Genomic DNA, 14,158 nt, shown 5'->3' with positions numbered 1-14,158 from the left:
CGGCTGTCTTCTCGTTCGGGCGGGATGCCTCACGTTATCAGCGCGGCCGGGGAGAACCATGGGACATCGCCACTACGCTGGCGACATGGCATCGACCCCACCGGCTCCCGCTCTGTCATCGAGTCTGCGCGTGCTGCTGGCGCTCGCGGCATCCGTCATCATCATCGCCGGGCTCTTCCTCGCCCGTGAGATCGTCGGCCCCATCGCGCTCGCCATCGTCATCGTCATCATCTGCGAACCCGCCCGAGCGCCCCTCGCCCGACGGGGGCTGCCCGACTGGCTCGGCACGTTCGTAGTCATCGTCGTCGCCTACGTGATCCTGCTCGGGATGGGGCTGCTGCTCTGGTACGCCGGCAACGAGTTCGCCGGACTCGTCGTCGGCCTCACCAGCGACGGAGCGGTGCTGAAGCAGTACGACGCCTTCGTCACCTGGATCGACGAGGTCGGTTTCGGCGCGGAAGCGGCCGATACGATCGCCGCCCTCATCGCGCCCGCGAACCTCATGAAGCTCGTGCAGAGCGTCGGCGGCATGGTGCTCGCCGTCGCCACGGCCCTGTTCTTCGTCTTCGCGTACATCATCTTCATGGCAGTGGATGCTGCCCGCTACCGCCACGCGCCCGAAACCTTCGGCCGCACTCGCAGCGCCGTCATCGGGCGGATCACAGTGCTCAACCGCGGCATCCGCCGGTACTACGTCGTCAACGCGACCTTCGGAGCGATCGTCGCGATCGTCGATGGGCTCGCCCTCTGGTGGATGGGGGTTCCCGCTCCTGTCGTCTGGGCGATCCTCGCGTTCGTGACGAACTTCGTGCCCAACATCGGATTCGTGCTCGGCCTCGTGCCGCCGGCGATCCTCGCCTTCGCGATCGGCGGCTGGCCGCTGTTCCTCGGCGTCATCGCCGTCTACTGCGTCGTCAACGTCGTGCTGCAGGTGCTCGTGCAGCCGAAGTTCGTCAGCGATGCGGTCGACCTGAGCCTCACCCTGAGCTTCTTCTCCGTCATCTTCTGGACCTTCGTCGTCGGCCCCCTCGGTGCGATCCTGTCGATCCCGCTGACCCTGCTCACCCGCACGCTCGTGCTCGAGGGCAACCCCGACGCGCTCTGGCTGCGCTGGGTGTCGGGCGACCGCACCGCCGTGCCGCCCCCGGAGCCCGAGGCTGCGCCCGTTCGCCTGCGCCGTCGGCGCCGCTGGATCTGGCAGCGCTGAGGATCGAGCCGAGTAGGGTGTGCTGTCCGCTGAACGAGGGGTCACGACCGCGACGCACGAAGACGAGCTCTGATCAGCTCGCGGGCGCGACGCCGCCCTCTTGATTCACCAGTACAGGCTGCTGATGGCGGACATGAGCATCGAGGTCAGGCGGCTGACGATGACGGTCACGCCGATTCCGATGGCGATGCCGGCGAGGGCCCTGGACGACGGTGCCCGGCGCAGGCCGATGATGCCGAGCACGAGCGCCGCGATGCCGAGCAAGAACGTCAGATACAGGTTGACCGACGAAATCACGAAATAGGTCGATGAGATGTACGAGCCGCTGGTGGCGATGATGGTGGTGAGGAAAGTCAGCACGAACCCGATCGCGATGGCCGCGATACCGATGATGAAGCCGACCTTGCCGAGGTCTGTGCCGTTCGTCGCCGGGGTCGGCTGAACGGGAGCGTACCCAGACCCAGCGGGCGTGCCTGCGTACGGCGGCTGCGGTGCGGGCGCTGCCGGGTAGGGGTTCTGTCCGTGCTGCGGGTTCTGCGGCGGTGGCATGGTCATGGCCAGGAGCCTAGCCGGTCGTTCGGCGTACGGAGCAGGGCAACGGCGCCTCGTGCACCCGCATGTCGCCGTGGCCGATCGCGGCGAGGCAGGACAGCAGTGACTCGGTCGGATAGCCGTGCGGGCGGTTGTCTCGGATCAGCGCGCGATCATCGGTCGGATCGAGAGCCGTCGATTCGCGGAGCAGGCCGGCCCAGGACGCCTCCCAGTCATCATCCCGCGCCGGCTGCTCGCGGAATTCCGGCAGCCAGCGGGCGATGCGCGGCGTCGTCGGGTCGTCGAGGTCATCGTGCGCGATCATGTGCACGCCCGCCGGCACCGGCGTCTCGCGCAGCGTCTCGCCGTCCCAGGACGTGATGCGCGCAGCATCCGCCGTGACCTCGAGCAGATTGAACCCGTGCATCCGCGGCGACGGAGGCACGGACCGGCCCGCGACGGAATCCAGGGGGAGCGTGCCACGACTGACCGCCGCATCGATCGCGAGGCCGGGATCGTCGGCGCGGTTCAGCAGCACGGCGAGGCGCCGCTGCTTCAGGTCGGCGGCGAGCCACGCGCCGCCGGCCCGGCGGTCGCGGATGCCGATCACGCCCGGATGCGTCTCGGGCCACCACTCACCCAGTGAGTCCCACGGACGCGTGGGATCCTCATCGCGGATCGCCAGCAGTCGCGACCCTCCGGGCTCGGCGACATCGATCACAACGGTGCACACCGCGACAGTCTAAGCGGCCCGCGCGGCGTCGGGCTCGGGCAGAATCGAGGCATGAACATCGTGGTCGGCGTCACCGGCGGCATCGCCGCATACAAGAGCGTTCACCTGGTCCGACTGCTCATCAAGGCGGGTCACGAGGTCACGGTCATCCCGACGGAGGACGCCCTGCGCTTCGTCGGACTGCCGACGTGGGAAGCGGTTAGCCGCAACACCGTCACGACCAGCGTGCACGACGACGTGGCCCGGGTCCGCCACGTCGCCCTCGGCCAGGCGGCCGACCTCATCATCATCGCCCCGGCGACCGCGAAAACGATCGCGAAGATGGCCGCCGGTCTCGCCGACGACCTGCTCGGCACGACCCTGCTCGCCACGATGGCCCCGGTCGTGATCGCTCCCGCCATGCACACCGAGATGTGGCGGCATCCGGCCACCCAGGCGAACATCGCGACCCTGCGCGCACGCGGGGTGCGCATCGCGGGCCCCGGCGACGGAGAGCTCACCGGCGGCGACTCCGGCCCGGGACGGATGCTGGAACCCGAGCAGATCGTCGACGAAGCGCTCGCCGCGATCGCGCCCGGAGACCTCTCCGGCATCCGCGTCGTCGTCTCCGCCGGAGGAACCCGCGAACCCATCGACCCCGTGCGGTTCCTCGGCAACCGCTCCAGCGGGCGCCAGGGCGTCGCGCTCGCCGAGGACGCCCTCGCCCGGGGCGCCGAGGTCACCCTTGTCGCCGCGAACATCTCAGCCGACGTTCTCGAGGCCGCCCGCGGAGCGCGCATCGTCGCGGCAGCGACCGCCGCAGGCGTCGCCGAGGCGATGAGAGATGCCGCGGCATCCGCCGATATCGTCATCATGGCCGCCGCGATCGCCGACTATCGGCCCGCGCTCGCCGCCGACCACAAGCTGACCAAGGAGGAGGGTGCGCTCACGCGCATCGACCTCGTCGAGACCGAAGACATCGTCGCCGGCCTCGCCGCGGCCCGGCACGACGGCCAGACCATCGTCGCGTTCGCCGCCGAGACGCTCGCCGACGCGGACGAACGGCGCGAGCGCGCCCGCCGCAAGCGCGAGCGCAAGGGTGTCGACCTGCTCGTCGTGAACCGCGCCGATGCCGAGCACGGCTTCGAAGTCGCCGAGAACGCGGTCGAGATCATCGGCGACGGCGGGGCGGTCATGGCATCCGCCGCCGGCTCCAAGCGCGACGTCGCCCGCGCGATCTGGGACGCCGTGCTGGCCGAGCGCCGGTAGACATCAGGGGCCATTGATCATGTGGCCGGACAAGCGCCTCTGATGCGGCCGGCGCCGATCGGTCAGGCGGTGGAGCGCATGCGGGACAGGGCCTCCTGGATCTCGCCGGCTGCCGCGGCGATCGAGGTGTCGACCGCGGCCACGGCTGTATTCATGCGCGCGGTGGCCCCGGCATCCGCCGGGTTCTGCTCGGCGGCGAGCACGGCGTCCTGTGCGGCATCCAGCAGAAGGGCCAGTTCTGCGACGTGATCCATGAGGGGCTGCACGTCGGCGCTGGCTGCAAGGAATCCCGTCCATCGGGCGAGGGCGTGGCTGATCGCGCGCCGCTCGACATGGATGCTGTGCAGCACTCCCTCGGGGCCGCCCGAGACGTCGATCGTGCGCGTCACGATGCGACCGCGGGCGATGTGGCTGTGCTCCTCGTCGGCGAGCGCGTGCAGCATGTCGATGAGGGCGAGGCGGGTGACGGGCAGCCAGCGCTTGTGGGCGGCTGCGTTCATCCAGCGCTCGATGAACAGCGAGGTGAGCAGGAACGTCAGCACGCCGGCCGCGATGCCCGACAGGATCACGGCCTGCTGCCAGAGCCCGGTGGCGACATCGAGCCAGATGACCACGATGCAGGCAGCGATGATGGCGATGAAGCCGATGATGTGCATGAGACGTTGACGGCTCTGAGAGTGCGCAGGCGACGACATAGGAGACCCCCTTGTGAGCCCCACCATAACCAAACGGCGAACCCTTGCCATCCCGCCACGCCCTCCGCTAAACTTGAGTCACCACCACTCAACTTTTAAGGAGACCTCCAGGAGGAGCCGATGACCAATCCCGCCCAGGAAGAACAGCAGTCCGCGCTCGAGCAGTTCGGCATCAATCTCACCGATCGCGCCCGCCAGGGCAAGCTCGATCCGGTGATCGGCCGCGACGGCGAGATCCGCCGCGTCAGCCAGGTGCTCACCCGCCGCACGAAGAACAACCCCGTGCTCATCGGCGAGCCCGGCGTCGGAAAGACCGCTGTCGTGGAGGGGCTGGCCCAGCGCATCGTCGCCGGCGACGTCGCCGAATCCCTCAAGGGCAAGGAGCTCATCACCCTCGACATCTCCGCCCTCGTCGCTGGCGCCATGTACCGCGGTCAGTTCGAGGAGCGCCTGAAGCAGGTGCTCAAGGAGATCGTCGACTCCGACGGGCAGATCATCACGTTCATCGACGAGCTGCACACGCTCATGGGCGCCGGCGGCGGCGAGGGCTCGGTCGCAGCGTCCAACATGCTCAAGCCCATGCTCGCCCGCGGAGAACTGCACCTCATCGGCGCGACGACGCTCAACGAGTACCGCGAGTTCATCGAGAAGGATGCCGCCCTCGAGCGCCGCTTCCAACAGGTCTACGTCGGCGAGCCGACGGTCGAGGACAGCATCGCGATCCTGCGCGGACTCAAGGAGCGCTACGAGGCGCACCACAAGGTCGCGATCTCCGATAGCGCGCTGGTCGCCGCGGCATCCCTGTCGAACAGGTACATCCCCTCCCGTCAGCTGCCCGACAAGGCCATCGACCTCATCGACGAGGCCGCGTCCCGCCTGCGCATGGAGATCGACTCGGCCCCCGTCGAGATCGACGAGCTGCGGCGTCACGTCGACCGGCTCAAGCTCGAAGAGCTCGCGCTGAAGAAAGAGAAGGATGCCGCGTCGAAGGAGCGCCTCGCGGCTTTGCGCGAGGACCTCGCGGCCCAGCAGGAGAAGCTCGATGAGCTGCAGGCCCGCTGGGAGCGTGAGCGCGCCTCGCTCAACCGCGTCGGCGACCTGAAGACGAAGCTCGATGCCGCGCGCATCGAGGCCGAGCGTGCGCAGCGCGAGGGAAATCTCGAGAAGACCTCGCGCCTCCTCTACGCCGAGATCCCCGAGCTCAACCGTCAGATCGCGGAGGCGGAGAGAGCGGATGCCGACACCGCCGACCGCATGGTCAACGACCAGGTGACCGAGGAGGACATCGCCGGCGTCATCGCGGCATGGACCGGCATCCCCGTCGGCCGCCTGCTGCAGGGTGAGACCGAGAAACTGCTGCACCTGGAGGCCGAGCTGGGCAAGCGCCTGATCGGCCAGAAGGAGGCCGTGCAGGCGGTGTCGGATGCTGTCCGTCGCTCGCGCGCCGGCATCAGCGACCCCGGGCGCCCCACCGGATCGTTCCTGTTCCTCGGACCGACCGGTGTCGGAAAGACTGAGCTCGCCAAGGCGCTCGCCGAGTTCCTCTTCGACGACGAGCACGCCATGGTGCGCATCGACATGTCCGAGTACGGCGAGAAGCACTCGGTCTCGCGGCTCGTCGGCGCCCCTCCCGGGTACGTCGGATACGAGCAGGGCGGTCAGCTCACTGAGGCCGTGCGTCGGCGCCCCTACAGCGTCGTGCTGCTCGACGAGGTCGAGAAGGCGCACCCCGAGGTCTTCGACGTGCTGCTGCAGGTCATGGACGACGGGCGCCTCACCGACGGACAGGGGCGGACGGTCGACTTCTCCAACGTCATCCTCATCCTCACCTCGAACATCGGCTCGCCGATCCTCATCGACCCGACGCTGTCGCTCGATGACAAGCGCGACAGTGTCATGACGCTGATGCGCCAGGCCTTCAAGCCCGAGTTCGTGAACCGTCTCGACGACATCGTGATCTTCCAGGCGCTCAGCGAGGACGACCTCGCGCAGATCGTCGAGCTCGCCGTCGATCAACTGCAGCGGCGCCTGCACGAGCGCAGACTCGCGCTCGCCGTCACCCCGGATGCGCGGTCCTGGCTCGCCGAGCGCGGATACGACCCGGTGTACGGTGCGCGTCCGCTGCGCCGCCTCATCCAGAACGAGGTGCAGAACAAGCTCGCCACCGCGCTGTTGTCCGGAGGCGTGCGCGATGGCGACACCGTGCGCGTCGACGTGGCCGCCGACGGATCGGGGCTGGTTCTCACCGCGGTGTGAAACGGTCGAGTCTGCTGGCTCGAGGCGCCGCGGGATCAATCCCGCGGCGCCTCTGCCATTGACGCTACCCTCGGGGCATGAGATTCTCCGGGCGATTCGTTCGCGTCTTCCAGTGGATTGCTCCGGCTGTCCTGCCGATGATGCTGTTCTACGGGCGCCTGCTGTTCGGCGGGCCTCCGGGGTGGTTCCTCGTCTTCGGGGTGTTCCTGGCGCCGATCATGACCCTGGCCCTGTACATCCCGCCGATCATCGCCGTTTTCGACCGCGAGGCCCGTGCGGTGAAATCCACGCGCCTCAGCTACAACATCGCCAGCTGGGTCACATGGGCAGCTGTGATCGGGATGACATTCACCCTCGTGGACGTCGGGGACGCGCCCGGCAGCGGCGGATCGGTGCTCACGGCCTGGGGGCTCTCGGAATCTCTCAACGCGATTCTTTTCATCGTGTTCATCAGCGTCCTGTTCATCGGATGGATCGCCGCGATCGTCTGCGCCGTGATCGCCGTCACCGTCGGTCGACGTGCGCCCCTCGGCGCCGGCGCCGGTCAGATACCCGCCCCGTATGCGGCGAATCCCTACGCGGCGAATCCCTACGCACCGAACCCGTACGCCGCGAACCCGGGCGCTCCCACGCCGACGAGCGCACCGAACCCGCCGTCCACGCCGGGCCCGCCTCCGCCGCCGCCCGGATTCTCCTGATATCCGTGGCGCATGGCGTTTCGCGACCGGATGCGGTTACGGTCGGTGCCATGAGACTCTCCGGTCGGTTCGTACGCGTCTTCCAGTGGATCGCCCCGGCGCTGCTGCCGCTGATCGTGGTGTTCGGACGAGGCGCGCTCGGCGCCCCGATGGGGTGGATGACCGTCATCGGGATGTTCGCCCTCCCGTTCGTGATCATCCCGCTGTACATCCCGCCGGTGATCGTGGCGTTCGACCGCGAGGCGAAACAGGCTCGCTCGACGCGCACGGCCTACAACGCCGCGTCATGGGTGACGTGGGCCGCGCTCATCGGCATCATGCTCACCGTTGCCGACGGCGGCGACTCTCCGCCCATCGACTCGGTGCTCTCGGCATGGGGCGTCCTGCCGGGCGACGTCACCGATGCGGTCTGCATCGGGTTCATGGGCATCCTCGTCATCGGCTGGATCGCGGCTATCGTGACTGCGGCGCTCGGCGTCGCCCGGGGCAGGAGCGCGCGGCCCGCGCCGGCACGATTCCCCTGATGTCGGATGCCTGCGGCAGGCTGGAGACATGACCGCAGCATCCTCGAACACCGCGACCCGCGAAGCCGCTCTCGGCGCACTGCGCGAGCTCGTCGGCCGCGACGACGCCGTATTCCACGACGGCCAGTTCGAAGCGATCGATGCGCTCGTCGGCGGTCGACGCAGGGCACTCGTCGTGCAGCGCACCGGGTGGGGCAAGTCGGCGGTCTACTTCGTCGCAACGGCTCTACTGCGTCGTCAGGGTGCCGGACCCACCGTGCTCGTCTCTCCGCTGCTCGCGCTCATGCGCGATCAGATCTCCGCGGCCGAACGCGCCGGAGTGCGTGCCGTGGCGATCAACTCGACCAACGCCCACGAGTGGGACGATGTGCTCGCCCAGCTCGACCGCGATGAGGTCGACGTGCTGCTCGTGTCGCCCGAGCGGCTGAACAACCCCGCTTTCCGTGAGCAGCGTCTGCCCGAGCTCGTGCGCCGCATCGGCATGCTCGTCGTCGATGAGGCGCACTGCATCAGTGATTGGGGCCACGACTTCCGGCCCGATTACCGGCGTCTGCGCGACCTCATCGAGCAGATGCCCGCCGGCGTCCCCGTGCTCGCGACGACGGCGACGGCCAACAGCCGCGTCGTCGCCGACATCGAGGAGCAGCTCGGCGGGGCGAGCGATGTGCTCACGATCCGCGGACCCCTGGCCCGGGCATCCCTGCGGCTGGGCGTACTCCGGCTGCCCGATGCCAAGAGCCGGCTCGCGTGGTTGCTCAGCCACCTCGACGACCTGCCGGGATCGGGCATCATCTACACGCTCACGGTCGCCGCCGCCGTCGACACCGCCCGGCTGCTGAGTGAACACGGGCACGAGGTGCGCGCGTACACCGGGCAGACCGATGCCGACGAGCGCGCCGAGTCCGAAGGCATGCTCAAACGCAACGAGGTCAAGGCGCTCATCGCGACGAGCGCGCTCGGCATGGGCTTCGACAAACCCGATCTCGGCTTCGTCCTGCACCTGGGCGCCCCCTCATCGCCCGTGGCCTACTACCAGCAGGTCGGCCGCGCCGGCCGGGCGAGCGACAACGCCGATGTGCTGCTGCTGCCCGGTGTCGAAGACCGTGACATCTGGCATTACTTCGCCACCGCCTCGATGCCCGATGAGGAGCGCGCGATGCGTGTGCTCTCGGCCCTCGGCGACCAGCCGCTGTCGACCCCGGCGCTCGAAGCGCTCGTCGACATCCGCCGCACGCCGCTCGAGCTCCTCCTGAAGGTCCTCGACGTCGATGGGGTGGTGCAGAGGGTGCAGGGCGGCTGGGTCTCCACGGGCGCACCCTGGGTCTACGACCGCGAACGCTACGAGCGCATCGCCGCCGAGCGTCGTGCCGAGCAGCAGCACATGCTCGATTACGAGCAGACGGGCGGATGCCGCATGGAGTTCCTGCAGCGAACGCTCGATGATGAGACGGCCGCGGCGTGCGGCCGCTGCGACAACTGCGCGGGCATCTGGTTCGCGAGCGACGTCTCCACGACATCGTCCGCCGCGGCATCCGACTCCCTCGACCGCGTCGGCGTCGCCATCGAACCGCGGCGCATGTGGCCCACCGGCGCAGACCGGCTGGATGTTCCCGTGAAGGGGCGCATTCCCGCGGAGGAGCAGGCCGCCGAGGGGCGGGCGCTCGCCCGACTCACCGACCTCGGGTGGGGAGGATCCCTGCGCACCCTGTTCGCCGCCGGCGCAGCAGACGGCCCGGTTCCGCAGCCGATGCTCGACGCGTGCGTTCGCGTGCTCGCCGGCTGGGGGTGGTCCGAGCGCCCGGTCGCGGTCGTCGCGATGCCATCGCGCTCGCACCCGCAGCTCGTCGACTCACTGGCTCGCGGCATCGCCGGAATCGGCCGACTGCCCTACCTCGGAGCCCTGGCCCCGGCCAACGGCGGGCCCTCCGGCCAGCCCGGTGGCAACAGTGCGTTCCGCCTCGCGGGCGTCTGGGACCGGTTCACCGCTGAGCACCTCGACATCCCGGCCGGGCCGATCCTGCTCGTCGACGATCAGGTCGACAGCCGGTGGACGCTGACGGTCGCGGCGCGGAGTCTGCGGCAGGCCGGTGCCACCGCCGTACTGCCATTCGCCCTCGCGCTGCGCGGATGAGGCGCCGGCCTGCCCCTCGTGCGGGGGACCGGCGCCTCAGGAAGATCAGACGTTCGCGATGAGCGTCTCCGCCAGCGAACGGCGCTCGCGCGGCGCGTTCTCGCGCTCCTGCAGCGCCTCCGGCAGTACCGAGGCATCGCCCAGGTGGCCGACGGCGATCACGGTGAAGGGCGTGAAGCGCTCCTCGAGGCCGAGCACCTCCGACATCGCTGCGGCGTCGAAGCCGCTCATCTGGTGCACGGACAGGCCCTCTTCCTGGGCCTGCACGGCGAAGCCTGCGACGGCCTGACCGAGATCGTAGGCGGCGTGGCTGATCGGAGTTCCGTCTGCCGCGGCGTTCTCGGCGATCGCGACGACGAGGGCGCCGGCCGAGGGGGCCCAGATCTGGTTGAAGCTGACGAGGGTTTCGACGATGGCTGCGTGCAGCTCGGTGCCGCGACGGGCCACGGCGAAGCGCCAGGGCTGGCTGTTGTACGCGGACGGGGCCCAGCGGGCGGCTTCGAGAGCGGCGGCCAGCTTGCCTTCGTCGATCGTGGTCTCGGCGTCGAACGCGCGGGGGCTCCACCGCTCGGCGATGGCGGAGATGACGGGGACAGAGGTCGAAGCGGTGCGCTCGATGATGGACGTGCTCATGGTGCCTTTCGGGGTCAGTGCCGGTGCGGACCCCCTCGTCCATCGTGCAAGCAAAACAATTCAGTACCGCGCCATGCTAATACCCGCTGGCGTGCATCCGGTGAAGGTTTCCCGAGCTGGGGAGAACTCAGAAAACCCTCTCCGGTCGCAATCGCTCGATCAGCCCTTCAGCGCATCGCGGAACTTCACCCGCGCACCCATCTTCAGCAGCGAATTCTCGTAGATCTTCGCGCCGAGCGCGATGACGATCGCGCAGGCGGCGAGCATGATCGCCATCGACAGCAGCGGCTCCCACCACGCGGCCTCGTCGAAGAACAACCGGATCGGCATGCCCACGGGCGCCGAGAACGGCACATACGACAGCACGGTCATCACGATGGGGTTCTCGCCGAAGAAGATCACCAGGAAGTACGGGATCATCGTCAGATACATCACCGGGGTCAGAGTCGCGCCGACGTCCTCCTGGCGTGAGACCAGGGCTCCGGCTGCGGCGAACATCGCCGACAGCAGCACGAAGCCGAACAGGAAGAATGCTGCGAACCAGACGACCGGGGCGCCCAGCAGCTGCAGGACCTCGGCCTGGCCGGTCACGATCAGCCCGATCGTGCCGACGGCGACGAGCAGGATGATCTGGGAGATCGCGAGGATCGTGTTGCCGATGACCTTGCCCGCCAGCAGCACGCGTGCCGGGATCGCCGACAGCAGGATCTCGACCACGCGGGTCTGCTTCTCCTCGACGACGCTCGTCGTGATCGGTGTGCCGAACGACAGCGCCGACATCATGAAGACGAGCCCGAAGCCCAGACCCAGCAAGTAGCGCAGACCGCCGTCATCGCCGCCCTCGGCGAGAAGCTCCACCTGCGGGGTCTCCGACAGCATGAGCATCAGCTGCGTCGGCGTCGACGACTCGGCGATGATCGTGACGCCGGTGGGGGAGGAGGCGTCCTCGACGAGCGCCGCATCGGCATCGCCGTCGCGGACGGCCTGCTCCGCGGCATCCCGATCGGCGACCACGGTCACCTCGTAACCGGGCACGTCCTCGAGCGCGGAGGCCGCCGATCCGGTCGCCACGATCGGCGTGCTGCTGGGGTTCGACGTGGCGATGCCGGCCCAGATCACGCCCGCGAGGGCGATGAGCAGCAGGATCACGGTCGAGATGATGTACGCCTTGCTGCGCAGCTTGGTGCTCATCTCGCGCTCGGCGACGAGCCAGATGCCCTGCGCGGTCGACAGGGTCGGCGGGGTCGAGGTGCTCACTGGATGACCTCCTTGAAGATCTGGGAAAGAGTCGGATGCTGCGGGGCGAAGCGGTTCACGGCGCCGTCGGCGAGTGCCCGCTGGAGCACGCGCTGCGCGACCTCGGGGGACTCGGCATCGAAGACGGCGCTGCCGCCCTCGAAGTCCACGACGCTGACACCCGGCTCGGAGCGCAGCCAGCCGACGTCCGCGGCGGTTTCCAACTCCCAGCGGGGAGCAGAGTGCTGCTCGCGCAGCTGCTCCCGGGCGCCCGCCGCACGGATCGTGCCGCCCGCGATGATGACGAGGTCATCGCACAGACGCTCGACCACGTCGAGCTGGTGCGAGGAGAACAGCACCGAGACGCCGCGCGCCGCGCGCTCCTGCAGCACGCCCGCCACCGTTTCGACCGCCAGCGGGTCCAGGCCCGAGAACGGTTCGTCGAGGATCAGCACCTCGGGGTCGTGAACGAGCGATGCGGCGATCTGGGCGCGCTGCTGGTTGCCCAGAGACAGCGCCTCGATGTTGTCGCCGAGACGTTCGCCGAGTCCGAGTTCGGTGAGCAGCGCGGTGGCGCGTTGCGTGGCATCCGCCTTCGAGAAACCGTGCAGGCGGGCGAAATAGGTGACCTGCTCGAGCACCTTCATCTTCGGGTACAGGCCGCGCTCCTCGGGCATGTACCCGAACTGGCGTCGCGCCTCGGCCGTCAGCTCGCGCCCACCCAGCGTCACCGAACCGCCATCCGAGGTGAGCAGTCCGAGGATGATGCGCATCGTCGTGGTCTTGCCCGCGCCGTTGCCGCCGACGAATCCGGTGAGGTGTCCGGCGGCCACCGGGAAGGTGATGTCGTCGAGCACGCGGCGCTCGCCGTAGCTCTTGCTGATTCCTGACAGTTGCAGGGTTCCTGAGGTCATGCCTCCACGCTACGGAATCGCCGGCGCGGCCCCATCCCCCGTCCGGTGGATTCTTCGCGTCCGTCCTGCGGGGGAGGGCGTTTCAGCGGATCGATCGCCGGAGCGCGAAGCGTACGATGAGGCCCGCTGCCAGCGCCCAGAAAGCCGCGCTGATTCCGAGCGCTGAGAGGCCGGATGCCGCGATGAGGAAGGTGACCACGGCGGGCATCCGCTCATCGGCATCCGCGACCGCCTGCTGCACGGCCGAACCGAACGCGGCGAAGAGGGCCACTCCGGCGACCGCGGGGATCACGGCGGAAGGCGCGAGGATCACGAGTGCGGAGAACGCTGCTGCGCATCCTCCGAGCACGAGGTATCCGCCGCCCGTCGTAACTCCCGCGACCCAGCCGCCGGCGCGGATCGGGGTCGGCGTCCGGTGCTGCGGCGAGGGCCGCGCTGATCGCCGCGAGATTGATGCCGTGGCCACCGGCCGGGGCGCCCAGGGCGGTGCCGATCCCGGTCACGAGCATCGCCGGGCGCCACGGGACGGAGTAGCCATAGCTGCGCATGATCGCCACACCCGGCACGTTCTGGGAGGCCATCGTCACGATGAACAGCGGCAGGGCGATGCCGAGGGCGGCTCCGGTGGTGAACGTCGGGGCGACGAGTTCCAGATGCGGCACCAGCAGTGCGGCATCCACGCTCGTGCCGGAGCCCGCGAGGGCGATCGCGATCACGACGGTCGCGGCGACGAAGGCCAGCGGCACCGCCCAGCGCGGCGCGAAACGGGCCGCGATCAGCCAGGTGAGGAGAACGGGCAGAACGCCCGCGGGGTTCTCGGCGAGGCCCAGGAATGGGGCGAGGCAGAGGGGCAGCAGGACGCCGGCGAGCATGGCCTGCGCGATGGATGCCGGGATCCGGGTGATCACCCGGCCGAAGCCCGACCAGAGGCCCGCCAGCAGGGTGAGCGCCGCGACGAGGACGAACGCCCCGACGGCGGTGGGCCACCCGCCCTCGACGGCGCCGGTCGCGGCGAGGAGCGCGGCGCCGGGGGTCGACCAGGCGACCGTGATCGGCATCCGGAAGCATCCGGCCAGCACGATGCAGGCGATGCCCATCGTGAGGTTGAGCACGATCAGGCCGCTCGTCGCCTGCGCCGGCGTCGCCCCGACCGCGGCGAGCCCGGTGAGCACGACGGCGAATGAGCTGTTGAAGCCGACGAGCGCCGTGATGATGCCCGCGAGGATCGGTCGCGACAGCGGGGCGGGTGCGGCGGGCATAGGGGTGAGGCTAGCGGGTGCAGGAAAAGTTTTTCATTCTGGGGAATAGAATCTGCCGGGGTACGCGTTGACACCCTGTGGAACGTCCACGGC

Annotated in this window: 12 protein-coding genes and 1 pseudogene; 6 read left to right on the top strand and 7 right to left on the bottom strand. The window is 69.2% G+C overall.

The genetic code is table 11. The features are described 5' to 3' along the window. Nucleotides 1-85: 85 nt before the first annotated feature. Nucleotides 86-1,207: an AI-2E family transporter gene (locus ACWAUG_RS02755; protein WP_460801073.1), complete on the top strand. Its 1,122-nt coding sequence runs from the start codon at nucleotides 86-88 to the stop codon at nucleotides 1,205-1,207. A gap of 105 nt (nucleotides 1,208-1,312) precedes the next feature. Here ACWAUG_RS02755 and ACWAUG_RS02750 read toward each other — a convergent pair whose 3' ends face one another. After that, on the bottom strand, nucleotides 1,313-1,762 hold the full coding sequence (locus tag ACWAUG_RS02750) for a hypothetical protein (protein ID WP_460801071.1): 450 nt from the start codon (nucleotides 1,760-1,762) through the stop codon (nucleotides 1,313-1,315). Between the two features lie 10 nt (nucleotides 1,763-1,772). Beyond that, the gene (locus ACWAUG_RS02745; RefSeq protein ID WP_460801069.1) at nucleotides 1,773-2,471 is read right to left on the bottom strand and encodes an NRDE family protein; all 699 of its coding nucleotides are present in this window, start codon (nucleotides 2,469-2,471) and stop codon (nucleotides 1,773-1,775) included. 51 nt (nucleotides 2,472-2,522) lie between these two features. Between ACWAUG_RS02745 and coaBC the strand changes: the two genes are divergently transcribed. Continuing rightward, nucleotides 2,523-3,719: a bifunctional phosphopantothenoylcysteine decarboxylase/phosphopantothenate--cysteine ligase CoaBC gene (gene coaBC / locus ACWAUG_RS02740; RefSeq protein ID WP_460801067.1), complete on the top strand. Its 1,197-nt coding sequence runs from the start codon at nucleotides 2,523-2,525 to the stop codon at nucleotides 3,717-3,719. Nucleotides 3,720-3,781: 62 nt separating this feature from the next. On the opposite strand, the gene ACWAUG_RS02735 is transcribed toward coaBC, so the two are convergent. Beyond that, nucleotides 3,782-4,414: a hypothetical protein gene (locus ACWAUG_RS02735; protein WP_460801065.1), complete on the bottom strand. Its 633-nt coding sequence runs from the start codon at nucleotides 4,412-4,414 to the stop codon at nucleotides 3,782-3,784. 120 nt (nucleotides 4,415-4,534) lie between these two features. On the opposite strand from ACWAUG_RS02735, the gene ACWAUG_RS02730 reads away from it, so the two are divergent. From ACWAUG_RS02730 to ACWAUG_RS02715, 4 genes are all read left to right on the top strand, one after another. Further along, nucleotides 4,535-6,670 (top strand): ATP-dependent Clp protease ATP-binding subunit, encoded by a 2,136-nt coding sequence (locus tag ACWAUG_RS02730; protein WP_460801063.1) that lies wholly within the window; start codon nucleotides 4,535-4,537, stop codon nucleotides 6,668-6,670. 77 nt (nucleotides 6,671-6,747) lie between these two features. Beyond that, entirely contained in the window at nucleotides 6,748-7,368 is a 621-nt protein-coding gene (locus tag ACWAUG_RS02725; RefSeq protein ID WP_460801062.1) for a hypothetical protein, read from the top strand. A gap of 50 nt (nucleotides 7,369-7,418) precedes the next feature. After that, the gene (locus ACWAUG_RS02720) at nucleotides 7,419-7,892 is read left to right on the top strand and encodes a hypothetical protein (protein ID WP_460801061.1); all 474 of its coding nucleotides are present in this window, start codon (nucleotides 7,419-7,421) and stop codon (nucleotides 7,890-7,892) included. A gap of 28 nt (nucleotides 7,893-7,920) precedes the next feature. After that, the gene (locus tag ACWAUG_RS02715; protein ID WP_460801059.1) at nucleotides 7,921-10,023 is read left to right on the top strand and encodes a RecQ family ATP-dependent DNA helicase; all 2,103 of its coding nucleotides are present in this window, start codon (nucleotides 7,921-7,923) and stop codon (nucleotides 10,021-10,023) included. A 45-nt stretch (nucleotides 10,024-10,068) separates the two neighbouring features. Here ACWAUG_RS02715 and ACWAUG_RS02710 read toward each other — a convergent pair whose 3' ends face one another. The 4 genes and pseudogenes from ACWAUG_RS02710 to ACWAUG_RS02695 form a co-directional block, all read right to left on the bottom strand. Beyond that, nucleotides 10,069-10,656 carry a nitroreductase family protein gene (locus ACWAUG_RS02710; RefSeq protein WP_460801058.1) on the bottom strand — a complete coding sequence of 196 codons (588 nt, stop codon included), beginning with the start codon at nucleotides 10,654-10,656 and terminating at the stop codon, nucleotides 10,069-10,071. 159 nt (nucleotides 10,657-10,815) lie between these two features. Then, nucleotides 10,816-11,913, bottom strand: coding sequence for an ABC transporter permease (locus ACWAUG_RS02705; RefSeq protein WP_460801056.1), 1,098 nt, complete (start codon nucleotides 11,911-11,913; stop codon nucleotides 10,816-10,818). Then, entirely contained in the window at nucleotides 11,910-12,806 is an 897-nt protein-coding gene (locus ACWAUG_RS02700; protein ID WP_460801055.1) for an ABC transporter ATP-binding protein, read from the bottom strand. The genes ACWAUG_RS02705 and ACWAUG_RS02700 overlap by 4 nt, the downstream gene beginning before the upstream one ends. A gap of 82 nt (nucleotides 12,807-12,888) precedes the next feature. Beyond that, nucleotides 12,889-14,065 (bottom strand): annotated as a pseudogene (locus ACWAUG_RS02695) (benzoate/H(+) symporter BenE family transporter). Nucleotides 14,066-14,158: the final 93 nt, after the last annotated feature.

Source organism: Microbacterium sp. GXF6406 (assembly GCF_054798215.1).
The sequence above is the reverse complement of the archived record's forward strand: the minus strand, read 5'-3'. Positions and strand labels throughout refer to the sequence as shown.

What these genes read in the sequence shown, in the direction of transcription:
- ACWAUG_RS02755 (WP_460801073.1), top strand. Translation starts at nt 86, where the DNA reads ATGGCATCGACCCCACCGGCTCCCGCTCTGTCATCGAGTCTGCGCGTG.
- ACWAUG_RS02750 (WP_460801071.1), bottom strand. Translation starts at nt 1,762, where the DNA reads ATGACCATGCCACCGCCGCAGAACCCGCAGCACGGACAGAACCCCTAC.
- coaBC (WP_460801067.1), top strand. Translation starts at nt 2,523, where the DNA reads ATGAACATCGTGGTCGGCGTCACCGGCGGCATCGCCGCATACAAGAGC.
- ACWAUG_RS02735 (WP_460801065.1), bottom strand. Translation starts at nt 4,414, where the DNA reads ATGTCGTCGCCTGCGCACTCTCAGAGCCGTCAACGTCTCATGCACATC.
- ACWAUG_RS02730 (WP_460801063.1), top strand. Translation starts at nt 4,535, where the DNA reads ATGACCAATCCCGCCCAGGAAGAACAGCAGTCCGCGCTCGAGCAGTTC.
- ACWAUG_RS02725 (WP_460801062.1), top strand. Translation starts at nt 6,748, where the DNA reads ATGAGATTCTCCGGGCGATTCGTTCGCGTCTTCCAGTGGATTGCTCCG.
- ACWAUG_RS02720 (WP_460801061.1), top strand. Translation starts at nt 7,419, where the DNA reads ATGAGACTCTCCGGTCGGTTCGTACGCGTCTTCCAGTGGATCGCCCCG.
- ACWAUG_RS02715 (WP_460801059.1), top strand. Translation starts at nt 7,921, where the DNA reads ATGACCGCAGCATCCTCGAACACCGCGACCCGCGAAGCCGCTCTCGGC.
- ACWAUG_RS02710 (WP_460801058.1), bottom strand. Translation starts at nt 10,656, where the DNA reads ATGAGCACGTCCATCATCGAGCGCACCGCTTCGACCTCTGTCCCCGTC.
- ACWAUG_RS02700 (WP_460801055.1), bottom strand. Translation starts at nt 12,806, where the DNA reads ATGACCTCAGGAACCCTGCAACTGTCAGGAATCAGCAAGAGCTACGGC.